The organism is Halanaerobium sp. ST460_2HS_T2, assembly GCF_003337665.1.
In the GTDB taxonomy this organism is placed as follows: domain Bacteria; phylum Bacillota; class Halanaerobiia; order Halanaerobiales; family Halanaerobiaceae; genus Halanaerobium; species Halanaerobium kushneri.
Genome location: NZ_QPJF01000030.1, coordinates 1 through 24,544, shown reverse-complemented (window position 1 = coordinate 24,544; position 24,544 = coordinate 1). Strand labels below are relative to the sequence as shown.

Annotated in this window: 25 protein-coding genes; all 25 read right to left on the bottom strand. The window is 33.9% G+C overall.

What is annotated here, in order from left to right; genetic code table 11:
- Window positions 1–1,533, bottom strand: a complete 1,533-nt coding sequence (locus DFR80_RS12905; RefSeq protein ID WP_114490190.1) for a hypothetical protein — start codon at window positions 1,531–1,533, stop codon at window positions 1–3.
- Window positions 1,534–1,639: 106 nt separating this feature from the next.
- Complete coding sequence (locus DFR80_RS12900; protein WP_114490189.1) at window positions 1,640–2,353, bottom strand: hypothetical protein; 714 nt, start codon at window positions 2,351–2,353, stop codon at window positions 1,640–1,642.
- 261 nt (window positions 2,354–2,614) lie between these two features.
- Window positions 2,615–3,250, bottom strand: coding sequence for a hypothetical protein (locus tag DFR80_RS12895; RefSeq protein ID WP_114490188.1), 636 nt, complete (start codon window positions 3,248–3,250; stop codon window positions 2,615–2,617).
- Between the two features lie 15 nt (window positions 3,251–3,265).
- Entirely contained in the window at window positions 3,266–4,171 is a 906-nt protein-coding gene (locus tag DFR80_RS12890) for a hypothetical protein (protein WP_076546091.1), read from the bottom strand.
- Window positions 4,172–4,539: 368 nt separating this feature from the next.
- A complete protein-coding gene (locus DFR80_RS12885; protein WP_076546092.1) occupies window positions 4,540–5,331 on the bottom strand; it encodes a CsgG/HfaB family protein in 792 nt (263 codons plus the stop codon).
- 34 nt (window positions 5,332–5,365) lie between these two features.
- The gene (locus DFR80_RS12880) at window positions 5,366–5,791 is read right to left on the bottom strand and encodes a curli assembly protein CsgF (RefSeq protein ID WP_076546093.1); all 426 of its coding nucleotides are present in this window, start codon (window positions 5,789–5,791) and stop codon (window positions 5,366–5,368) included.
- A gap of 17 nt (window positions 5,792–5,808) precedes the next feature.
- On the bottom strand, window positions 5,809–6,381 hold the full coding sequence (locus tag DFR80_RS12875; protein WP_076546094.1) for a hypothetical protein: 573 nt from the start codon (window positions 6,379–6,381) through the stop codon (window positions 5,809–5,811).
- Between the two features lie 201 nt (window positions 6,382–6,582).
- Window positions 6,583–7,101 (bottom strand): hypothetical protein, encoded by a 519-nt coding sequence (locus DFR80_RS12870; RefSeq protein WP_114490187.1) that lies wholly within the window; start codon window positions 7,099–7,101, stop codon window positions 6,583–6,585.
- A 135-nt stretch (window positions 7,102–7,236) separates the two neighbouring features.
- Complete coding sequence (locus DFR80_RS12865; RefSeq protein ID WP_076546096.1) at window positions 7,237–7,725, bottom strand: hypothetical protein; 489 nt, start codon at window positions 7,723–7,725, stop codon at window positions 7,237–7,239.
- A 138-nt stretch (window positions 7,726–7,863) separates the two neighbouring features.
- Window positions 7,864–9,000, bottom strand: coding sequence for a BTAD domain-containing putative transcriptional regulator (locus tag DFR80_RS12860; protein WP_076544851.1), 1,137 nt, complete (start codon window positions 8,998–9,000; stop codon window positions 7,864–7,866).
- Window positions 9,001–9,135: 135 nt separating this feature from the next.
- Entirely contained in the window at window positions 9,136–10,326 is a 1,191-nt protein-coding gene (locus DFR80_RS12855; protein ID WP_114490186.1) for an iron-containing alcohol dehydrogenase, read from the bottom strand.
- Window positions 10,327–10,827: a hypothetical protein gene (locus tag DFR80_RS12850; RefSeq protein WP_076544849.1), complete on the bottom strand. Its 501-nt coding sequence runs from the start codon at window positions 10,825–10,827 to the stop codon at window positions 10,327–10,329.
- 16 nt (window positions 10,828–10,843) lie between these two features.
- Complete coding sequence (locus DFR80_RS12845; protein WP_076544848.1) at window positions 10,844–11,392, bottom strand: TIGR01440 family protein; 549 nt, start codon at window positions 11,390–11,392, stop codon at window positions 10,844–10,846.
- Between the two features lie 155 nt (window positions 11,393–11,547).
- Window positions 11,548–12,552 carry a hypothetical protein gene (locus tag DFR80_RS12840; RefSeq protein WP_114490185.1) on the bottom strand — a complete coding sequence of 335 codons (1,005 nt, stop codon included), beginning with the start codon at window positions 12,550–12,552 and terminating at the stop codon, window positions 11,548–11,550.
- A 103-nt stretch (window positions 12,553–12,655) separates the two neighbouring features.
- Window positions 12,656–13,291 carry a metallophosphoesterase gene (locus tag DFR80_RS12835; protein WP_114490184.1) on the bottom strand — a complete coding sequence of 212 codons (636 nt, stop codon included), beginning with the start codon at window positions 13,289–13,291 and terminating at the stop codon, window positions 12,656–12,658.
- Between the two features lie 135 nt (window positions 13,292–13,426).
- Entirely contained in the window at window positions 13,427–14,380 is a 954-nt protein-coding gene (locus DFR80_RS12830; protein ID WP_114490183.1) for a TIGR01212 family radical SAM protein, read from the bottom strand.
- Window positions 14,381–14,391: 11 nt separating this feature from the next.
- Window positions 14,392–15,144: a phosphatase gene (locus DFR80_RS12825; protein WP_076544844.1), complete on the bottom strand. Its 753-nt coding sequence runs from the start codon at window positions 15,142–15,144 to the stop codon at window positions 14,392–14,394.
- A gap of 135 nt (window positions 15,145–15,279) precedes the next feature.
- Window positions 15,280–16,020 carry an amino acid ABC transporter ATP-binding protein gene (locus tag DFR80_RS12820; protein WP_076544843.1) on the bottom strand — a complete coding sequence of 247 codons (741 nt, stop codon included), beginning with the start codon at window positions 16,018–16,020 and terminating at the stop codon, window positions 15,280–15,282.
- Between the two features lie 9 nt (window positions 16,021–16,029).
- Window positions 16,030–16,674 (bottom strand): amino acid ABC transporter permease, encoded by a 645-nt coding sequence (locus tag DFR80_RS12815; RefSeq protein WP_076544842.1) that lies wholly within the window; start codon window positions 16,672–16,674, stop codon window positions 16,030–16,032.
- Window positions 16,675–16,685: 11 nt separating this feature from the next.
- Complete coding sequence (locus DFR80_RS12810) at window positions 16,686–17,480, bottom strand: amino acid ABC transporter substrate-binding protein (protein WP_076544841.1); 795 nt, start codon at window positions 17,478–17,480, stop codon at window positions 16,686–16,688.
- Between the two features lie 199 nt (window positions 17,481–17,679).
- On the bottom strand, window positions 17,680–19,434 hold the full coding sequence (pyk, locus tag DFR80_RS12805) for a pyruvate kinase (RefSeq protein ID WP_076544840.1): 1,755 nt from the start codon (window positions 19,432–19,434) through the stop codon (window positions 17,680–17,682).
- A 21-nt stretch (window positions 19,435–19,455) separates the two neighbouring features.
- Window positions 19,456–20,454: a 6-phosphofructokinase gene (pfkA, locus tag DFR80_RS12800; protein WP_076544839.1), complete on the bottom strand. Its 999-nt coding sequence runs from the start codon at window positions 20,452–20,454 to the stop codon at window positions 19,456–19,458.
- Between the two features lie 14 nt (window positions 20,455–20,468).
- Window positions 20,469–20,645: a hypothetical protein gene (locus DFR80_RS15285; protein ID WP_166637082.1), complete on the bottom strand. Its 177-nt coding sequence runs from the start codon at window positions 20,643–20,645 to the stop codon at window positions 20,469–20,471.
- Between the two features lie 51 nt (window positions 20,646–20,696).
- Entirely contained in the window at window positions 20,697–20,918 is a 222-nt protein-coding gene (gene mtrB / locus DFR80_RS12795; protein ID WP_076544838.1) for a trp RNA-binding attenuation protein MtrB, read from the bottom strand.
- Window positions 20,919–21,059: 141 nt separating this feature from the next.
- Entirely contained in the window at window positions 21,060–24,416 is a 3,357-nt protein-coding gene (locus DFR80_RS12790) for a DNA polymerase III subunit alpha (protein ID WP_114490182.1), read from the bottom strand.
- Window positions 24,417–24,544: the final 128 nt, after the last annotated feature.

Here is a 24,544-nt window from a genome sequence, read left to right as displayed (position 1 = left end):
CTAATTTATATCTACTGAAGTCGCTGTTTTTTTTATTTCTTTACCATTATCTGTAATTATTATTTCAACTTGATAGTTCCCAGGTTCAATTCCAGTAGTTCTCTGCATCATACTAACTGTTTTTTCTGGAAGTAATTTATTATCGTACTCTTCAGATGGAGAAAGATTAATTGTTTTTATAATCTGTTCCTCATCATTTTTTATAACTAATAATACAGCCGGATTAATGTGGATTGAACTTAAATTTTTTAAATTAAGACTAAATGTTTGTACACCATTATCATTTATAAAATTAAATCTCTCTACTTCAGCATTATATTTCCAACCTTCACCGATCAGCATCTCCAGATTAATATTTCTAGTTTCCAGCAACTTATCTTCTTGACTATAAACATCTAATTTTAATTTCCCGTAATATCCCCCGGCTACAGCATCTCTTATTGATCGATAAATAAATACAAGACGTTCCGAATTCCTATTATTTATAACTAATTCTTCACCACCTCTGAGCTGAAGCTCTCCAGTATTGAATATAGAATAATCAAAATTATCCACTACCTCTTCTCTATTAATTTTCACTTTAATTTTTTCATTATATAAATTATTTATTTCAATAACCTGAGTAGTAGGAGAACCCGCTCTTAAGTTTTTTGAAATGATTTCTGGTTCATAAGAAATATATCTTCTGGGTCCAGATCTTCGTAATTCTTCTTTTAAAGTAATTACTTTTCTTTCAATTAACTGAAGATTATCTCCATATCTTAAATGTACCTGTAAATTATAATCTCCAGGATATAAAGGCTGATTTAACTCGCCTTTAAATATAACTTCACTACTCGGATAGATTCTTGTAGCTAAACTATTATTTCTAGCTGCAATTTCACTTATAATATCTAGTTTTTCTATAAGTCGATTATTTTTATCTCTCAAAGTAGCTTCAGCACTTGCAATAAAGTTTATCGAATCTGTATTTTTTATTAAAGCTGATATTTCAGGTATTCCTTCCTCGTTTTGTTCTAAATATATATTAACTATCTCTGCTCGTGGTCGCTGTCCAGGACGATCAATATTAATATTAATTCTAACTGCATATCGAACTGTAAAATTGAAAAAAGAATTATTCTGATTATCTTGATTATCCAAAGGCTCTATCATAATAATGGCGGTATGTGATCCTGAAGCATTATAAGGAACCTGAATAACTCCAGAAACAACTTGTTCCTGACTAGCAGGAATAATAACTTCTTTTGACTCAAGGCTTATCCAATTTAAAACCGGATTAATCTCAGGATTTCCCAGATTATAATTTAAACCGCCTGTAAGATTTTGAGTAGGAGTATATAGATTTAATTCAACATTTTGTCTCTGTTCTCCGGGAGTTAATACAAATTCAAATTCCTTTATTTCTCCTGGATCCAGATCAAATTCAAAAATCATTGGTCTTACTCCAACGGCTGCAGCTTCTAAGGTTAAAATTAAAATAATTATAAATAATAGATTAATGTAAAATATTATATTTTTCAATCTAATCATATTTACACCTTCTTATCTTTTTTGTCAGAACTTACTTGAAAGTTGAATTTTGAAAAAGGAAGAGAGAAACTCATAAGTAAGTTTCCCTCTTTTTTATTTTAATTACTTAAGGCATAAAAGCTGCAACTGTAACAGTAACATCTGCACTGTAGTCATCTGCTAATACCTGACCAATTTTTAATAACCATAAGCCAGCATTTACATGGAATTCTAATGGACCTTCACATAGATAATCTGCAAAGTCAACATCAAAGCTATTATCTAAATCGGTTCCATTATGACTATCAATAATATCTTTAAACTCCTGTGGTGTTTCAGGCTTATAGGTTGGTGTATTTCTAACTCTGGCTAATTCATCTGCCCAGTCGCCAATACCTTTAATATCATTTTCATCAGATGACACTCTAAAGAAAGTAGGAGTATTCATCCAATTTGTCCAGTCAACTTCTAGCATAACTTCAACATGGGTGTTGGCTTCAACTTTAAACATTTCAACATATTTTGTGGATTCTCCAGGATTATAGGCAGTTATAATATCACCAGCAACTGCACCTGCAGGTCCCCAGAGATTTAGAGCACTAGTATTTGTAGCAGTTCCATCACTTATATATATGCCTGGCATTCCTTCAATATCTCCAGCAAATAGACCATCATAATCCACTGGACTATCATACCAAACATCCATATATGGTAAAACTGTAACTCCAACACCTACTGTTGCTCCCTGATCACCATCTTTACCATATTCATAAGCCATTCCAACTGCACTTAAACTCAAGACTAACAACATAGTTAAACCAATAGTTAACATTTTTTTCATTTTCTTTCCTCCTGTTTTGGTTGTCCTGTCCTTTTATCTGGAAGGTTTTACCCTAGCTATCCACCACTCTCAAGGTGACCAATTAAAATGATGGTTTAAAGCTTCCTATCAAAAAGGACTTTAAATTACTTTACATTTTAATAATACATAAATTTTAATTACTAAAATATAAATATCATGATCCCATATTAATCCCCCTTTCTGACTTTCTTTATACTAAACTTTAATATAAAATCAGCAAATTGCTTTCTTAACATTTAATTAATTTACACCATCTACAGCAGATACAGTATATATAATCTCTCCTTGATATTCACCCGCCCTAATTTGGCTCCAGTTACTCTCACGTGACCAATAGTATTGAATAACAATATCAAAATTATAAACTCCTGGATCAAGTATAAAAGCCTGTTGACTCTGAAGATTTTTATTATCATTTAAGATAGATTTTAAGACTGAATCCTGCTCTCCACCCTGATTGAAAGAATTATCAGATCCCAATTCAGCTTCTTTTTTTCTTAAAAAAGTATTTAAACCAAAAGGCTGATCTGTTGCTTTTACTGTTTCTCCTCTTATTAATCTTTCAATAAATTCTACTGGTATTCCTAGAGGCAAGATTTTTCCGGTTTCCTTATTTATCAAGGCTGTACTTTCCCAGCTTAATTCTACTTCAGTATTAGTTTTAAGATGCAGATTAGAGATAGCCTCTCTTACTTCTCCACCCTGCCAGGGTTGATCGAGATTAATATTTATGTCATCTCCAACTTCTAAAGTAATATAAGGACTGATATCAAAAGCTAAATTTAAAATTTCTCTCTGACTCTGAGCCATACTATTCCCGGATAAAATTAAGATAAATAAAACAATTATTATTGAGCTTAAAATTATTTTTTTCATAAATTACCTCCTCCACTACAAATTATTATCCAGAATTCTTAAAGTAAAAATTATATTTCCACTATAAAAGCCAGCAGGCTGTACAGAAGATTCTTCTCCAGTTAAATCAATTCCAAACCTGATAGAATTTAAACCTTCCTGATATTCTTTACCATTAATTAATATAAGTGAATACTCAGTTTGAAAATTTTTAAACTGATCTTTGTTCAGCTTTAATAGATCAGTTTTCTGATTTAAATTCTCCAACCTATAAAATAAATTTTTAGCAGCCAATATCTCTCCTTTATCACTCTCAAATTCATTTTCCAGGCAGGCCTGAACCTCCCAATCCGTATGATTATAGTCTATATTCAGTTCATACAACTTGGGAGCAATAAAGAAATCAGTTTCCCGAGGATTATTTACAGAAAATTCAATATTTTTTTCATCTAAATTAAGTTTAACAAATGGTTCTATTGTTACTTTGACCATGATTTCCCAGTCAAGATCATCAATATTAATAAATCCTTTATATATTCCCGGATCAAGATAAACAGTTTTACTCAATAATCCAATTTTAAACCAGCTCTTTACCTGATCTTTTTTCATTAAAAGATAACGATAACTTTGATCCATCGTATCCTGAAAATAAGGTGTCTCTATTTTAATATAATTAGCAGGAATCTCTTTGCCTTCCGCACTTTTTAATATAAATTTTTCTAAATATATATTTTTTAAAGGTAATTCTTCTTCTCTATTAATTAAACCAAGATCAATATTAGTTGAAAACACTTGCTGCGGAGAGTCAATATTTAAATTGATCTCATATCCAGAAGCAGAAAGATTAGCGGCTTTTGTAAAATTCGTAGTTAAAAACAGAAATAAAATGAGTAGCAAAAATAAATCAATAATTTTTTTTAATTGATGCGTATTAACTTTCAATTTCATCTTCCTCCCTAATTGATTTAAGGGAATTAAATTATATTTTCTAAATGTATGATAACAATTCCAGATAAAAAAAAATTATAAAAAATCTCTAAAAAATATCTAAAACCAATAATCTATTATTTTTAAGATAAATATTTTAAACTTATTTAAACCCTGGTTTTTAAGCCAGGGTTAAACAGAGCAAATTAATGCTCTGGAAAAACTTTTTTTGACAGGGGCTGAATTTCAGCCCCCGCCTTGTAGTGGAAAAGCTTTAACTAGGCATATTAATTGCTTTTAAACCCGGGAGTCAACCCGCATGTAATTTGAAGCTGATTATTGATAATTTAAATTTATTAAATCTTTTTTCCACTATAATACTTTTACAAAACCTCACTTACAGAAAGCTGATAAACAGCTTCTTCCAGCAGAGTTCTGACTACCAAATTAATTACTTCCTGTTTACCACGACCAGATTCGAATTCTACAATATTATTTCCCATAAAAGAGAACACCTGAAAGCTAATTCTTTCACCAATAATTTCTTTTTTGAGACTTTTAGCCCAGACAACTTCTCCAGTTGTAGTATCTGTTACTCTTAAATCAACTGCACAGCTAGCTACAGCATATTCCTGCTGTCCTCCCTTACCTGCAATGATCAGACCCAGACCACCTGTTTTCTTATCAATTTGATACTCAGTAATAGCTCCATCAATAACATAATGAGCACCTGTTAACTCACCAGTTACCGGACCATCATTGCCTGTTGTTCTATCCTGATCAACCAGTGTTTGTTCTGTCATAAAATTAGATATATTTACTCGATCAAGAACTTTAAACTGTCTTGATCTGACCAAAGCAGTAATCAACATCTCAGTTGCACCCTGTGATACAACCATTGATCCAATCTCGCTGTACTGTCCGGTTTTATCTTTAATATCATAAATTGCTATTTGATACTTTTCTTCTCGCTCCGGTAAAGCTGCTAATAACTGGGTTGCTGTTGTTACATTTTCCTGAGAAGTGATAATCTGATCGGCTGATGCTCTAATTTCATTTATAGTTTGATTAGGATCAGCTGCAAGTTTTTCAGTTACCTCTTTTTCAGGCAGCAGCCCGGTCGAACCCCCTGCAAACAAAGAAACTATCAAAAGTACAGCAATCATTTCTTCCATACTGTTCACCCCTCTATCTCTCTAATTTTATTTATTAAAAGTCTTCGCTGGAAGGCCACTCAGTGGTATCATACTCGATCACTGTAATTTCACCAGTAATAATATTTGTTAACACAATAGTAACTACCCCAGTAAGTGGGTCTTCGGTAACATCTATCTGAACATCTCCTACCTCATAATTGATTCCCTCTCCAATATTATTTTCCAGCATTTTATTAACAATATCCTGTTGAATCATATTCATAATTCTGCCATTAATTCCTGATATAAATTGAGCAATTGGATCATTGGCCAGAGTCATATCATTTTGAGCACTGGCTATATTTTGAGCAACCTGTCTGGCATCTGGATCATTGAGAATATTAAATTTCCAGCTGGTTACACTAGCAGCCTGAACTGCATTAGGCAAAACTATTGAAATTATAATTATCAGCATAATAAGTGAAAGTATTTTTTTCATACTAGATACACCTTCTTCTAAAAGTTTAATTTAAAACCGACAGAAGAATAAAAATCTCCCTGATCAAGTTCATCTTTATCATTAATAAATTTGGTTTCCACAAAGAAATTATTGTTTAAATTTAAACCAACAAATCCCTGATAGTCTGCTTTCCCCATGAATTCTGCTCCAACTCCAAAATATGGTGAAAACAATTTATCATTAAGTGTTGCTTTAATCGATAAAAATCCGGCCAGATTAATATCTTCATCCTCTAAGTAAATACCTTCCAGTACATAAGCAAGCCTAAAATTCTGATAACTATCGCTTTTAAAAAAATCTCCTTCAAATTTACCTCCGAGATTTAGCTCTTTTTCGCCTGCATGAAAGGTAGTTAGATAAAGACTTACTCCTGTAGCAGATTTGTCATTTTTTTGAGCTGATAAATTTTGTGAAGCCTGAATTAATTCAATTCTATCTTCCAACTCTTGCCCAATTTCGTTCTCCTGCAAATCCTGATTATCATTATTTTGGGCAGCAGCAGAAAATGAAATTAAAATAACCAACAGTAAAATAGCCAGTGGAAGTCGAAAAAAATTCTTAGTTGACATTTTCTCACCCCTTAAAACTATCTCTATTTTTCCTTAATAATCTTTATAAAAAACAGTCTGGTAATAAATTATAAAGGGAATTATCCCAGACTGTTTTTATTAGATGCTCTTAATCAATCGATTAATAGATTATAACTATTTTAACCATTAATAATCAGATCTGATTAACGAGTTATCTCTATTACTTTTTAGTCAAATAACTTAATACTGATAAATTTCAGCATTGTTAGCAAAACCCATCTGACTGATTAAAGCAGTGTCACCACAGAAACAGTTACCACCACTCTGTGCTGTCATAGCTCTGTTAGCTACACCAATCTGTCTAACTAAGCTGACATTCATTTTGCCGGACTGCATTTGGGTTACATGGTTAAATACACCGTGCTGAATTGCAAATGCTGTTAAGTCATGACCATCTTGATCCTGAATTACTGTGTTAGCAAATCCCAGGGATAAAGCGTGAGTCAGGTTATCAGAACCTCTCTGGGTTACATAGTTTTTGTTACCTACTCCATCCTGGAGAATTACAGCAATATTATCAGAACATAGTGGACAATCCCAACCACAACCACCATAAGAATGACCATACTGAGAGATTGAAGCATCGTTAAAAGAACCTAACTGATCAATCATTGCAACATCTCCACCAACACCAAAGGCCATTGCAGAAATAGATAGAGCCATTACCATAACAAAAGCTAGAAATAAAATTTTCCTCATTTTACTCACCTCCTTTTCCCTTAATTTACTCAGACTTTTACAAAGAAGCGGCACAATGTTATCCATAATTTTCCCGACCACCTCCTCCATTTATTTCAAAATATATCTTAAACCAGAATATTAAGCTGGTTTTCATCAATATTTATATAACTTTAATTTTTCATTATCTCCAAATTGAGTTATAAAAACACTGCTATTTTTTCGAAACTGTTCTACCTGCACCAGATTATTATTCCCATACTGTCCAATCTTAAGCCTATTATTTTTATTATGCTGAACTGCAGCAGCATAATTATTATTTCCGTATTGATATATAGAAGCAGTTGCTGAACTAATTGATATATATTTACTTCCCTGTTTTATCTCAGCAAAATTATTATTTCCAATCTGAACAATTACAGCCTTTTTGGGGGACTGAAGATGATTATTATAATTAAAATCAAAATTATAATTAAAATTTTGATAAATAACTTGTTCAGTATTAATATCATAATATAATTCCTCAATCTTATAATTATTATTTAAGGAATTAACATTCGCTTCCTGAGCATAAACTGGCAGTGCAATAATAAAAATTAATAAAAGGCAAAAAACAGATTTTAAATTTATTGAATTTAATAACATATTTGGCACCACCTCCACTCCTCTACTTTTATAATAACAGTGTTATTTAATAAAAATATGGAAAAAATATCGAAAAAATCTCTAAAAAAGAAAAAAACCACCCCGAAGGATGGTTTTTAAAATAAATAAATAATTAATTTAATTTATTTCTTTAATATCTAAAGTAGGTTTTTTGGCTAAGTTTAATTCTTTGTATAATTTATTGAATCTATGCATAACCAGACCACTATTTACAAGATCCATTTCTTTTAAAATAATATACACTTTTTGACTGAAATAGCAGATAACATCTTCTGTCCTCAATGTCTGGGCAATTTTATGGATCAATTCTTCAAAATTAATATCAGATTCCATTTCTGAAAAATCAAGAGTGAGTAACACAAACTCTTTATTTAAGCGTTTAACATGTCGAAGTTCAAGCTCATAAATATTCTGAAATACTTCCAGATCACAGAACATAGCTCCTCTTTCAATTACTGGTTTAGTATTAAAATTTTGATAAATTTTTTCGCTAATTTCCCGACTCATTTTAATTCTCTGATATTCGCTTTTTAATTCCTGTCCTGGAGGAACATTTAATTCTTCTTTTAATATTCTTTCACATTTTTTATAACTGTTAATTGCTTCAGCAATTCTCCCCAATTTTACCAGTGCCTTGATATAAAGAAGATAAAAATTTTCACGATAAGGGTCATGTTCTATTCCTTTATGAAGATAATTAACTGTATCCCGGTAGTTTTCATTATTATAAAGTTTTTCAGTTAATTTTTCAATCAGTATTAAAAAATATTCCCTGAGTTTTTCTCTGTTTAATTCAGTCCAGGCCTCATATCTTAAAGAACTAAAATAATCACCCTTATACATTTCAAAAATCGATTGTAATTCTTTGATTGAATAATCCTGCCCCAGTAATAATTTGTTTATGTTTTGTTCAAAAAAATCCCAGTCAGTCCATATCTCATATTTGTTATTGATATTATAGGCTCCGTTTAAAGACTCTACAATATCTTTCGGGACTCCTCCCTTTTTCAAAGAGGTTCTAAGCAGATAAATTGTATTATATAATTTGTTTTTCCCATCTTCAAGTTCTGATTCAGGCCAGAAAATATCTACCAGTTCTTCCACACTCACCCGCCGCTGTCTTTCCTGAAGGAGATACATTAAAATATAAAGAGCTCTCTTTGAAACCCAGTCAGTACCATCAATCTTTCTATCTTTATATTCACAATAAAAAGAACCCAGTCCATAAAATTTAAAATCTGGCTCTCCCACCATAAACACCCCCAGATAAAATTTTCCACTAACTAACATCTATAGTTGGGGCATTTATCTCCATAAAATAATCTTTTATATTTATGGATTAATTTATATAAGAATTTACTTATATCAAGGAGTATAAATGTCCTTTTTTTAAAAAGCTGCCTCTAAAATTGTCACTATATCACTTCTCTTTACGTTACCGGCAGAATTTAAAAGCGCACTGTTGTGCATTGCCTTATCAACTATTAAATTAAACTCTGATCTTTTTACTCCTATTTCTTCTAATCTAACTGGAATCCCAGTTAAAAATCTCAGTTCACTTAAAATACCAACTACCGCATCGACAGCCATTAAAGCTCTATCTTCAGCTGCAGTGTTTACAAATTTTTCACTTCCTGCTAGAGCAAGTAAGATATCTTGATAAGAATTTCGACAGTATTCAAATTTGAGATTATAAAACATACCGTGTGGTAAAAGAACTGCCAGCGCATCACCGTGAGAAACTTCTGAAATTTTTTCGCAGGCGTCTCCAATTGCATGAATGACACCGGCATGAGAATTAGAAAAAGCTATCCCTGCCATTAAAGCTGCATTATTCATAGCAAGCCGAAGTTTTTTATTATTTACATCACTGACCAGCTGCTCAAGATTTTGACCAATTAATTTTAAAGCTGCAAATGAATAAGCATCACTTAAAGGATTGGTCTGCAGACCGGTATAAGCTTCCACAGCATGAACCAGAGCATCTACACCTGTAGAAGCGGTCAATCTAGGCGGCAGGACAAAAGTCATTCGGGGATCAATGACTGCCAGATCTGGCATTAATTTACTGGACATAAACTCCAGACTATTCTCACCTTTACTATCACTTATTACAGCACTGAGAGCAGCCTCAGAACCGGTTCCACTGGTGGTGGGAATGACAATAAAGGGTTGCATATCACCATGTGCTGTTTCGATACCAGTTAGTTTTGTTAAATCATCAACATTTTCTGAGATAGTTAAATTAACTCCTTTAGCAGTATCAATAATTGCTTCTCCTCCAAGAGCAATTATTCCATCACAGCTTAATTCTCGATAGCGATGAGAAGCCTTTTGTACGGTTTCTAATGTTGCCTGATTGGGAACAGTTTTTATAATCTGGCGCGGATTGATATCTATCTTAGTCATGCAGGAGAGTAAAATATCTAAAATTTTGAGTTCATCTAAGGTTTGGTTGGTTAAAATCAAAGGATTGCTGACATGAAGCTGCTCCAGCTCATAATTTAAAGTTGATAATGCCTGTTCTCCTGAATTAATCTTTACAGGACTAAAAAATTCAAAATAATTGGGAGTTTTCATTTATATTTCACCCTTTTCCCTGAATAAAAATAAAGCTTTAAATATTAACTGCAGCCTTGATATTTTTCTCTTAAAATCAAAAGCAAGAACCTGTTCAGCCAGTTGATCTGACAAAATATAAGCCTCAACTAATTCTAAAATATAAATTAATGAAACTGCATATTCCAGATCTCCTTCAACTATTAGTTTATGTTCGGAAAAAGCCTGACGAATGCTTTCTCTGGCAGATAGAACCTGATAGGCAAATTCTTGATCTTTAAAATAAAGTTTTAAATTTATATTTTTAGGTGAATAACGATAGCCATAATATTTTAACTTAGTTTTTTCTTTTTTTAAGACAATAAAAGGACCGTTTTTCTCAACTGCTATGGCTGTATTAAAATTTTCAGGTAGATATGACAATTCTTTTTTAATTCTATTATCCTTATCAGTTAAAATTATCAAAGAGCGACCTATAAGTGAGAGTATAAACTTATCAATCAAATGATGCAGATATTTCACATTAAAGCCCCCTCAATTACAAGTCTCTATATCTAGCTCTTACTCCACCAACAAGTTTTAATCTTGTCCTTGCTGCAGTCAAATGAGCCTCTCCAATTTCTTTTATTGATAATCTAACCGGTACTGCAATATTTTTAAGATGCATCCCAATTAAAGCATCTCCAATGTCTATTCCCAGATCTGCTTCCATATTTTCTACTGTTACCGGTTGAGAAAATTCTTTAAATGCTGCTGCTGCAAAAGCGCCACCGGCCTGTCTATGTGGTATTACATTTACTTCATTAAATAAATATTGTTTTTGTGCCTCTTTTTCAATAACCAGAGATCTATTGATATGTTCACAACCCTGGACTGCAAGGAAAAGGTCAAACTCTTCCAAAATGGAAATAATTTTTTTTATAATTTTGTCACCCAAATCTAAATCTGTCGCTGAACCAATTTCCTTACCCTGAATCTCACTGGTACTACCTCCAAGAATAAAAATCGAGCCTGCCTCCGGCTCTGTAATATCTATTAATTCTCTAATGGCTGTTTCTACATCAGCCAGTATTTTGTCTGTCTGCATTAAAATCTCCTTTCTAAACTTATCATAGTTATATTTTAACTCAAAAAACTATATATCGCAAATATGTGATAATTTATACAAAGTCTTAATGCAGTTATTAAACTTACATAAAAAGACATAAATAAGTCGCAACTCAAGCTATTTACAGTTAACTTTTAAGATTTCTCTAATATTTCAGCTTCTATCTCCAGATATTCTTTTTTTGCTTCCTCTGAAAGTTCCTGCATAATTTCTTCTCTAAATTTAAAAGCAAGTTCTTTGCGATCATGGCGCTGACCATCATTAAGTATCTCTGACCAGTTTATTTTTGTACTTTTGTTAAAAAGATCATAATCAACCAATCTTTCGCCCTGACTACTATACTCAAAAGCGAATAATATTTTTTTTATTTCAATTGGAGATAAAAAAGTAAAAAGTCTTATCTGATAAGCAGTAATTGAAAAAAGAGCAAAAGCATGATCTTTAGTCCAGGATTCACCCAGAATTATTCCTGCCTCAAGATCAGATAAAATAGTCATTAAACGCCTGTATTCAAGCTCATATAACTCATCAGAATCATAGATGTTTATTTTAAGTTCTGACCACTGATGATCAGTCAACCCCCGAGTAATATATCTTACCGCATCCCGCCGCAGCTCTTCGAAAACAAGAGTAGCTTCTTTATTAATTAAAATATTATCTCTAACTTTATTTAGAGATTTCAATCTTGACTTTATTGGCTGTTCTGTAAAGGAAATAATCGTACTGTCTGCATTTCCTCTGTCAATTCCAGCCAAAATTGAAATTTCTTCAGCCTGATAATTAGCAATGATCTCTTTGATTACCTCTTCCCCCGACTCGGGAATCCTCATTACAAGCTGCCCAGGTCCAGCAGTAACTTTTTTTACTAACTGAGCCAGTTTTTCTTCATTCAAAATCATTGTCAGCAGAGCTGTAGAATTCAGAGTCAAATATAAAATTAAATCAGAATCTCCTACCCTAAAACTTTTATTTTGATAATCACTCAAAAAAAGTATTACAGATTCTTCAGCTGCCAGCTCAATAGCAGTCTGAAAGTCAAGTTTCCTGACCTCGGTTTTTTGTGAAAGAGTATCTGAAAATAATTCTGGTGATTCAACTTTTAAAAATAAGTAGCGGGGTCCACTGCGGACAAAATTCATAAAATCACTCCTGCTGTCTAAAAATTATTTAAACTTTCTAAAAACTTAAGTTAAAAAGAAATTAGCCAGATCCTTGCAAATCTGACTAAGATTAATTACATATTTAAATCATATTAAAGTGTTTATACTGCCTTCCCTGATCAACTATCCAGGGATAATTTACCTTATAGTCTGTTTTTGAAGGCAAAAGCAGATAATTGATATTTAATATTCCGTTAAGATATTTATTTTCATCGGCAAATTTTTTTTGTTTATTATGGCCAAACAGATTGATATCTGCACCTTCGGGCAGGTTATTAGGGTAATGAGCCAGTCCAATTTTAACTCCATCTAACTCAATTATTGTTCCTTCTGCCATAATCTCACTTCTATTTTTATTATCTTCTATAATATTGATATCATCATGATTGCCAGGTACATAAATAATCCTGGCTGCTGTAAGCTTCTCTAAATTACTGATAAACTCAGCTGATTTTTTCTGATAAAGAGGATACAAATCTTTCCCGGAATCTTCCAGTTTTAGATTATCTACCAGATCACCGGTGTGAATAATAACATCCGGTTTACTGTAGTTTAACATTTTATAAATATGAGAATAAATGGATTCCGGAGTATCACTAATATGCATTATTTTTAATTCTTGAGAACTGTGAAACTCTTCCGGTAATTTATAACGATTTTTAAAATCAGAAATACCGCTGCTGAAATTATTGAATACTTTTCTGATTACTGAAGTCATCTAATCACTCCTCTAATACTCTAAATGTTGACTTCGTAACTGTATTATTATGATTATCTTTAATTATAATACTTTTTCTTTTATAAATCAAGAACCAATTTCAGTCTTTTAGAGTAATTTTTATCTAAATTAGATTTAAAATTTGGCCAGTGCCTTCCCTTTTAAATAATTATATGATCTACCCTGATAGGTATTACGCTCATTCATTCTTTTTATAATCAAATCGTGGATTTCCCACCAGGGAGTATCCCAGTTTTCGAAAATCGACTCTTCACCTGGAGCTCTTCCAATTAAACGCTGAACTGCAATATCTGGAGCCAGATTCTCTAAGAATAAAATTACTCGATCAATATATTCATCCATTGAACAAATTTCAAGTTCTCCTTTTTTATACTGAGTGGCAAAAACAGAATTTTCTCTAATAAATAATGCGTGTAATTTAACATGATTAACCTCCAGAGCAGATAAAATCCTGGCACCTTCAATAATATCTTCTCGATCATCACCTGGAAGATTCAAAATCATATGGGCCCCAACTTCAACTTTAAAACGTTTGGCAGTTAAGACTGCATCAATAAATTCCGCCAGACCATGCTGTCTGTTAACTTTTCTTAAAGTCCTATAATTCACAGTTTGCAGTCCAAATTCAAAAGCCAGTTCTATTTCTGAAGAAACCTCCAACAGAGAATTTTTTAAAGCAGAAATATATCTTTCATTAATAGCATCAGGTCTGGTTGAAAAATAAACTGCTACTACTCCTTCGATCTCTGCAGCTTCCTTTGTATATTTTTTTAAACGATCTAAAGGGAGATAGGTATTTGTATAATTTTGAAAATAAGCAATAAATTGATCAACACCATATCGTTCTCCAATATATTTTCTGTTTTCCAGCAGTTGGTTTCGGACTGACATATCTTCAGGAAGCATTTCAAAGTCTGCCCCTTCTTCCCCACAGAAATAGCAGCCTTCTCTGGCAAAACTGCCATCGCGATTAGGACAGGTTGTAGGCAAATTAACAGGTAATTTATATGTTTTTTCCCCATATTTATCTTTCAAAAACTGCGAATACTTATAATAAGGTTCTTCCATTTCTACACTCCTCAAACTGTTTTCTTCAATTTTGCAAGCCGTTTTTCTCTATTTTTTAAATAATTTATTATATTTTTAGGACTGCGATTTATAATTAACTTTTCATCAAAAATATCACTTTCAAAGATAAAATTCAAACTTGAGTATTCACCAATTTCATCATGAAAGTGAGCATCACTGTTTACAGCCAGTTTAAATCCATATTTTTGAGCCAGTTTAACTAATTTAAGTGATTCACTTTTTATTCCACGTGTATGATCCTTTTTCGGGCTGTAAGAACTTGCATTTAGCTCTAAAATCACATTATTCTCGGCAGCTGCTCTGGCTACCTTTTCTAAATCAAGTGGATATTCTTTCTGAACTGGATGAGTAATCATATCCAGATAGGGATTTTCCATTGCCTTAATTGTGGCTTCTGTATAATCTTTTTTATTTTTAAGCTTGTGACCAGTTAGACGATGCAGACCTGCAGAAACAAAATCCAGTCGGGCCAGATCTTCAGCTTCTAAATCAAGTCTACCCCTATCTAAAATATTAGCTTCCACCCCTTTAATTATTCTAACTCCATATAATTTGTCTGGTACAACAGATATATTACCAAAATGATAAATATGCGGACCACCGGGCAGTTGAGGCCCATGATCAGTAATTGCAATCAGCTTTATTCCCTTTGTAAAAGCGCCTTTTGCCATCTCGTCAACTGTAGAGTAAGCATGGCCACTTGCTACTGTATGAGTATGCATATCTGTATTAATTTTTAACATCTTAACACTTCCCTTCCTTATTTGCTTATTAACTTATAAAAGTCAGCTTAATAATACATTACTTAACTATTAATTATCTGTAAACATTTTAACAGGCCTTCCGCCTAAAAGCAAATATCAATTGAAAAAAGCTCCCTAATGGGAGCTGTTAGTTTGACTCAATATTTTAGTTAAAAAACTCTTAATTCTTTCTGATTCAGGATTAACAAATATTTTTTCTGGAACAGTATCACTGATAATTTTGCCGTGATCCATAAAAAACACTCGGTCTGAAACATCGCGTGCAAAACCCATCTCGTGAGTTACAATTAACATTGTAATATTTTCTTCAGCTAAATCTCTAATAACTGTCAGAACCTCTCCCACCAATTCAGGATCAAGAGAAGAAGTTGGCTCATCAAAAAGCATAATATCTGGCTCCATAGCAAGAGCTCTTGCAATTGCCACTCTCTGTTTTTGTCCTCCCGAAAGCTGAGCCGGGTAACTGTCTACTTTATCAGAAAGGCCAACTTTTTTTAATAATTCCTCCGCCTTAGCTTGAGCCTCAGCCTTTTTTTCTCCTTTTACCACTACTGGAGCTTCAATTAAATTTTCGAGTACTGTTTTATGAGGAAAAAGATTAAATCCCTGAAAGACCATCCCCATTTTCTCGTAAGCTTTTTTGCCAGACTCTTTAATCGAAATTCCTTCAATATATAATTCACCAGAATTTATCTCTTCCAGACCAATCAGTGAGCGCAAAAGAGTGCTCTTTCCTGAACCTGAGGGACCAATAATCGAAATAGCCTCTCCCTGATTAACATTAAAAGATACACCGGAAAGCACTTCTAGTTCACCAAAACTTTTGTAAATATTTTTTGCTTTAATCATTTCCAAATTTATCACCTATTCGTAAACAGAATATTTTTCCTCTAATTTGCGGAACGCTGTTACAATAACTGAACTGATTACCAAATAAAAAACCGCAGCAATTATAAAGGGAATTATAGAAAAATCTCTTGTTACTGCAACTTTTGCAGCCCTGAGTAAATCACCAAGACCAATTACAGCTACTAATGCACTATCTTTAACTAGATTAATTGCTTCATTACTGGTTGCGGGCAGTACTCGCTTTACTGTCTGGGGAATAATAATTCTACTCATCGTCTGTCTATAATTCATCCCGAGAACTTTTGCTGCCTCATACTGTCCCTCATCAATCGATTCTATGCCACCTCTAAATATTTCAGTAAAATAAGCTCCATAATTAATAATAAAGGTTAATGCAGCAGCCGGAAATGGCTGTAAAGTTATTCCCAGAACCGGCAGACCATAATAGGCAAAAAAGAGCTGTAATAATAGAGGTGTTCCTCTAAAAACCCAGGTATAAAGTGATAAAATCGATTCCAACAGCGGAATTTTAGAGATTTTTCCCAAAGCACCTGCAATCCCAACTATCACAGAAAATATTGCTGTTACAAAATAGAGCTGGAAGGTAACTATACTACCTTCCAGTATATATCCTGATACGTTAATTATATAATCAAACACATAAATGCCTCCTACTTAAGAACAATGTCCTCGCCAAACCATTTTTCTGAAATCTCAGCTGCTGTTCCATCTGCAATCATTTCATCAAGAGCATTATTAAGAGCTTTTCTAAAAGAATCAGCTCCGTCTCTAACACCAACTCCATATTTTTCTCCCCCGAAATCATCTTTTAAAACTTTAAATTGACCCGGGCGCTGACTAATATAATAGCGGCCAACAATTACATCTAAAACAACGGCCTGAATTCTGCCAGTCTGAAGATCCATTAAAGCTTCTGTATTATTGGAAAATTTGCGCAGTTCCTGAAAAGTATCCAGTACTTCTGGCTCAGATTCTACAGCACTCACCGCACTACTTCCAAGCTGAACACCAACAATTTTATCTTCTAAATCAGATTTGGTTTCAATTTCACTATCAGCCTGAACAACAATACTCTGAGAGTTTTCTAAATAAGGCTGAGAAAAATCAATACTTTCTTCCCGTTCAGGAGTAATTGTTAAACCATTCCAGATTACATCAATCATTCCATTTTTAAGACTAAGAATGACGCCATCCCAATCTACCGCTTTAAATTCAACATCTACCCCTATTCTTTTTGCTGCTTCTTTAGCCAGATCTATATCAAAACCAACAATTTCTCCACTCTCATCTCTAAAACCCATAGGTGGAAAACTGTCATCAAGTCCAACTACCATTTTACCTTTTTCTTTAATCTCAGCTAAGGAGTCCTCAGCCATAACATTGCCACCAACTAGAAGTAATGCCAGAACAACAACCACCAAAATATTAAATAAATTCTTTTTCAATTTTTTTCCCCCTCGACTTATTTTACTCTATTATACTTTATTACTTTATTGTTGTAAAGTGCTGAGGTAAAAAAATACTAAATTAATTAAATTTACTTTCTTTAAACATAAAATCTGAGCTAAAAAATTTCAAAACAATAATAAGAGGACGAAAATGAATATCCGCCCTCCAATTATTCTATATAATTTTATTTCTATCTTACTTAAGATGTGCCTGACCTCTATAAACTAAGCCTCTAACACCATCTACAGTAATTATCTCACCATCTTTAAAGTCATCACTAATATCTCCTGTATTAACTACCACAGGAATACCAATATTTAGACCAACAATTGCTGGATGTGAGGTTAAACCTCCACTAAAGGTAACTACTGCTGCTGCTTTCTTCATTGCAGGTACAAAGTCACGGTCAGTCATTGGAGCAATCATTATGTCTCCTTCTTCGATCTTATCCATGGCCTCTTCTGCAGTTTTTACAAGTTTAGCTTTACCAACAACAATTCCTTTGCCAACCCCCTGTCCATCAGCAACTGGTTTACCAACAACATCTACCTTAATTAAGTTAGTTGTACCAGAAATACCAACAGGAGTACCGGCTGTAATAGTAACTAAGTCTCCTTCTTCTATTAATTCATGGTCTAAAGCAGTTGAGACAGCATTTTCCATCATTTCATCAGTTGTAGAACTTCTAGCAGCTAATAGTGGAGAAACTCCCCAGGTCATAGCCAGCTGATGAAGAACTCTCTTATTTGGAGTAACTGCGATAATAGGAGTCTGTGGTCTAAATTTAGATACTGTTCTTGCTGTTAGACCAGAACCGGTAGAAGTAATAATCGCTTCTGCTCCCAGTTCTTCGGAAGTCTGACAGGTGGCCAGTGAAATAGCAGCAGTAACTGATTCAGCTGCAAACTCATATTTACCGGCAAATTTTTCTTTATAACTTTCTGAACCTTCTACCTCTCTTGCAATCTGAGCCATAGTTTTAACTGACTCTACTGGATATTTACCGGCTGCTGATTCTCCTGATAACATAGTGGCATCTGTACCGTCAAAAATAGCATTGGCAACATCAGAAGCCTCTGCTCTTGTTGGGCGTGGGTTTCTGATCATAGAATCCAGCATTTGAGTTGCTGTAATAACTGGTTTGGAAGCTTCATTACACTTTCTGATCATCATCTTCTGCACAATTGGTACCTTTTCTGCAGGGATTTCTACACCAAGGTCACCACGAGCTACCATGATTCCATCTGCTACTTCTAAAATATCATCAAGGTTTTCTACACCTTCCTGATTTTCAATTTTAGCAATAATAAAAATATCTTCATCTCCGCTTTCTTCTAAAATCTTGCGGATTTCAATTACATCACTTGCTTTACGAACAAAAGAGGCCGCAATAAAGTGAATCCCCTGACTGACACCAAAACGGATATCAGAAATATCCTTTTCTGTTAATGCAGGTAAACTTACTTTAACACCAGGTAGATTAACACCTTTACGTGAACCAAGTTCTCCTCCATTAACAACTCGAGTTACTACATCTCCACCTTCAATGGCTGTAACTTCCAGTTCGATTAAACCATCATCAATTAAAATTCTATTTCCAACTTCCATATCCTCTGCTAAATCTTTATAGGATACAGAAATTTTATCAGTTGTACCTTCAACATCTTCTCTGGAAATTATAAGCTCAGTATCAGCTTCTAGCTGGATCTTATCACCCTGCATTTCTCCAGTTCTGATTTCAGGACCCTTGGTATCAAGCATCAAACCTACTGTTTGACCAGTCTCTTTCTCTGCAGCTTTTACCATCTCAATTCTTTGTTTGTGTTCATCATGATCTCCATGAGAAAAATTCATCCTGGCTACATTCATCCCGGATTCCACTACTTTTTTAATTATTTCTTTGTCATTTGTTGCTGGACCTAAAGTACATACTATCTTCGTTTTTCGCATATTAACCTCCCAATTATTAACTTACATTGATAAAATATTTGCTAAATTATAAATATCCATATTTATTGTTTCAGTCTTTTTAATTGCATCTTCAATCTTGCAGTAACCGATTGAATTATCTTTGTAGTTAACCATCTTATCTCTTTTACCTTCTAATAAAAGATCAATGGCCTTAGCTCCCATTCGACTGGCAACGATCCTATCAGTTGCAGTTGGACTACCACCACGCTGCAGGTGACCTAAAATAGTTACCCTGGTTTCCATACCAGTTTTTTCTCTAATTAAATCTCCCATTGCCATCCCGGGACTGCCATGATATTCTTCTAAATCAGCAAATGGAGCCTTTACTCCTTCGGCAATTAAAATTAGACTGTGTAACTTACCTCTTTTAAAACCTTGTGTAATTTTATCACAAACTTCCTGTGGTGTAAAATCAATTTCCGGAACCAGAATATATTCTGCACCACCGGCAAGACCTGTCATTAAAGAAAGATAACCAGAATCCCGCCCCATACATTCGATTACAAAAGTTCTTTCATGTGAGGTGGCTGTATCACGAATTTTATTAATTGCATCCAGAATTGTATTCATAGCTGTATCAACACCAATTGTATAATCAGTGCAGGATAAGTCATTATCAATTGTGCCGGGAATACCTACTGCTTTAATATCACTTTCAGCATTAATTTTCTGGACACCGCGCAAAGAACCATCACCACCAATAACAACTATTGCATCAATACCTTCTTCCCTCATATTGGCATAGGCTTTTTTTCTACCTTCTTCTGTTTTAAATTCATCACAACGTGCTGACAGCAAAATTGTGCCCCCACGCTGAACAATATCTGCAACTGAACCTCTATCCATTGGAAAAAAATCTTTTTCAATTAATCCCTTATATCCATGCCTAACTCCAACTACCTCCAGATTATAATAAATTGCTGTTCTTACTACTGATCTGATGGCTGGATTCATACCTGGAGCATCTCCTCCACTTGTAAGTACTGCTACTTTTTTCATTTATATTCCTCCAATTAAAAGTTTTTATGTAAACAGGAATAGGCTTCTTCAGCTTCAATTGCCGGGACCTTAATTTGGTAGCTGCCGGAGCCGGCATCATCAACCTGAACCATAAAGCCCTCTTTTTCCATAATTTTTAAAATATTATCAGCTTCCTCTTTTGAGGAAGCTATATATACTACCTGCCACATTTATAAGCTCCTTTCAATCTCTGATCCTTAATGCATCAGAAAACAAAGCCTTTATTTTCCCTCAGAATTTAAACTGCCGTGTTTGCTCATAATTTCAGCTTTACCTCTAATTTTCATTGCAGAAACATTTTCGGTAAATTGAGCAGCCAGGATTTCTCCCTTATCCAATTTTTCTGTATGATTAAATTTAGTATCTTTGCCTCTGGTTAAACCAATAATTGTAACTCCATCTTCCAGAGCTTTAATTAAAATATAATCAGCATTAACATCCATGGTTTTTCCCCCTTTATCCACTTAATAATATAATAAGCAAAAAAGCATTGTCAAGAAATTTTGACATTTTTAACACAAAGTTTATCCTAATTTTAAATTTTATTCGACTCAGAGTCAAATAAACTGGAAGCATTTCCATCTTTAAATAAATTTATACTCTGATTTTTGCATAGCTCTTGCCAGTTCTGTTTGAGTCTGCTGACTACTGTCGATATTATACTTATCAGCAGTAATTATCAGCTTATTATTTCTTTTCAATAGAACCGGAATATTACCTTCTTTTTTTATTAAATACCTTTTCAATTTAGAAATTCTGTTTTGAGAAAGCTGAGAAATATCCATCAATAACAATTTTTGCTTTAAAGAAATAATTTTTTTAGCAATTAACTGATCATCATTTTTTTCTCCATAAATTAAAAGTCCTCTATTTTCTCTTAGATCAAATCTTATTTTTCTAAACAAATCAGAAAAAACTATGACTTCAATTTTTTCATCCTGATCACTAACTGTTAAAAAGGCCATTTTATTATTACGTTTTGTTATATGCTCTTTATAGTTTGTCAAATAAGCTGCTGTTAAAATTTTCTGCCCTTCAGAAGCTTTAAGAACCTGATTAACAGAATATGTTTTTAAATGTTTTAGCTTCTCCTGATACTGATCCAGAGGATGAGCAGAAAGATAGATTCCCAAAAATTCTTTCTCCTGTTCCAAAATGATTTCTGTTTTTAACTCTTCTACTTCGGTATAATTTAAATCTTCTTCCATAAAATCATTCTGATCTTCAAATAATTCTGCAAAAGACTGCTGACCCTGTGCTCGATGTTTTGCTAAATTATTATATTTATTATATAAATCTTCGTAATTTAAAAGCAGTGAAGCTCTACTGACAGCAATCTGATCAAAAACCCCTGCCTTAATAAAAGCCTCCAGAGTCTGAACATTAATTGCAGAAATATCCACCCTTTTCAAAAAATCAATTAAAGAAGTAAATTCCCTTTCTTTTCGGGCTTTAACCAAAGCCTGAATCGCAGCAGAACCAACATTTTTGATAGCTTTTAAACCATAGCGAATTTTATCCTCATCTTCAGCTGTAAAATCATGATAGCTTCGATTAATATCAGGAGCTAATATTTTTAGACCAATTTCTCGAGAAGCTTTTATATAGTCTGCAATCTTATCCTGATTCCCCATAACCGAAGAAAAAAGAGCAGCCATAAACTCTTCCGAGTAATGATACTTTAAATAAGCAGTCTGATAAGCCAGAAAAGCATAGGCAGTGGAATGTGACTTATTGAAACCATAGCCAGCAAAATACTCCATCTGATCAAAAATTTCCTGGGCGGTATTTTCTTCAACCCCCCGCTCTACTGCTCCTTTAACAAATTTTTCTCTTTCGGCAGCTACCAGTTCCAATTTCTTTTTCCCCATTCCCCGACGCAAAAGATCAGCCTCACCCATGCTGTAACCAGCAAGGCTGCTAGCAATTTCCATTACCTGCTCCTGGTATAAAATCATGCCAAATGTTTCTTCTAAAATCGGTTTCAATTTGGGATGTAAATATTCAGCCTTTTTTTCACCGTGTCTAATGGCAATAAAATCATCAACTATATTACTTCCCAGAGGGCCCGGGCGCCCCAAAGCCAACATTGCAATTAAATCATTAAACTTCTCCGGTTTCATTTTTCTGTTCAAAGACTGAAATAAATATGATTCCATCTGAAAAACACCGGCGGTTTTTCCGGTAGACAAAAATTCATATACTTCTGGATCAGCAAGCGGTATATTATCAATATCAATTTTTTTATCGCGGCGTTTTTCTATTAATCTTAAGGTATTTTTAATCACAGTTAAGTTTCTTAAACCTAAAAAATCCATTTTCAAAAGTCCAAGTGCTTCCAGATCACCCATTGGCAGCTGAGTAATAACACTCTCATCCTGCTGCTGCAGGGGTACTATCTCAGCCAGCGGCTCAGCTCCAATAATTACTCCAGCTGCATGAGTAGAAATATGGCGCGGCAGCCCCTCAACTCCTCTGGCATAATCAAGTAGCTCTTTAATTTCTCGATCATTTTGATAGAGTTCCGCTAATTTATTCTGGTCTTTTAGAGACTGTTCTATTCCCCGGCGAGAAGAAATCAATTTAGCAACTCGATCAACCTTACTATAAGGGATGGCCAGCACCCGGCCCACATCTCTGACTGCTGCCCTGGCTGCCATAGTTCCAAAAGTCCCAATCTGTGCTACTCTTTCGGTACCATATCTTTTTCTTACATACTCAATAATCTGGTCCCGATTCTCATCAAAGTCAATATCGATATCAGGCATGGTTACCCGCTCTGGATTTAAAAAACGTTCAAAGATCAGACCATATTTTAAGGGATTAACTTTGGTAATATTTAATAGATAGGCTACCAAACTACCGGCAGCAGAACCACGACCGGGACCAACCATAATACCATTATCTTCTGCATATTTTACAAAATCGTAAACAATTAAAAAGTAAGCTGCATAGCCCATCTCAAAGATAATTTTAAGCTCATATTTTAGTCTATCTAATGCCTGCTGATCTGAATCCATTTCCTTTACTTTTAAACCCTTAAAACATAATTTCTTCAAAAGCTCCTCCGGAGATTTTGCTTTTCCTAAATCTGGATATTCAGGTAGATAAAAATGATTAAAATCTAAGTCAAGTTTAACTCTATCTGCAATTTTTCCGGTATTTTGATAGGCAGATTCCAGCTCTGGAAAAAGCGCCTGCATCTCAGATGGTGACTTATAATAAAATTCCTCCCCGCTGAAGGTCATTCTATTTTCATCATCAACTGTAGTACCGGTCTGTAGAGCCAGCAGAATATCCTGAAGTTCTGCATCTTTCTTATTTAAGTAATGACTGTCATTTGTTACAACTGCCGGAATTTTTTCTTCTCTACTTAATCTGAGTAATCCCTGAGCTGCCTCTTTTTCTTTCTGTAAATTATGATCCTGAAGTTCCAAAAAGAAGTTATCTCTGCCAAAAATCGCCTGATAATCAGAAGCTGCCTTTTTAGCCAGATCATAATTTCCATTAATTATAAGCTGTGGTATCTCTCCCTGCAGACAAGCCGATAAACAGATTAAACCCCGACTGTATTCTGCCAGCAGTTCCTTGTCAACCCGGGGTTTATAATAAAAACCTTCCAGCCAGGCTTTAGAAACCAGCTGAATCAAGTTGTGATAACCCTCTTTATTCTGAGCCAGAAGTACCAGATGATAGCGCTTACGGTTTTTTTCGAAGCGGCTGCCTGGAGCAAGATAAAGTTCTGCTCCGATAATTGGTTTAATACCTTCTTTTTTTGCCTTTCTGTAAAACTCAATCATCCCGTAAAGCACACCGTGGTCAGTAATAGCTGCAGCCTTCATTCCATATTCCTTTGTTTTCTTAATCAGAGAATCAATTCTGATAGCTCCATCCAACAGACTGAAAGCTGTGTGGTTATGTAGATGGACAAAATTGGACATTGAAATCATTCCTTTAAATTTATACTTAATTTAAATGAGTTTCCCCATTTTTTAAAATAGCAAAAACTATCCTTACCGTCATAATGGTAAAGAGAGTCTTAATATCTTTTGTGATCGTCGTTTTTTGT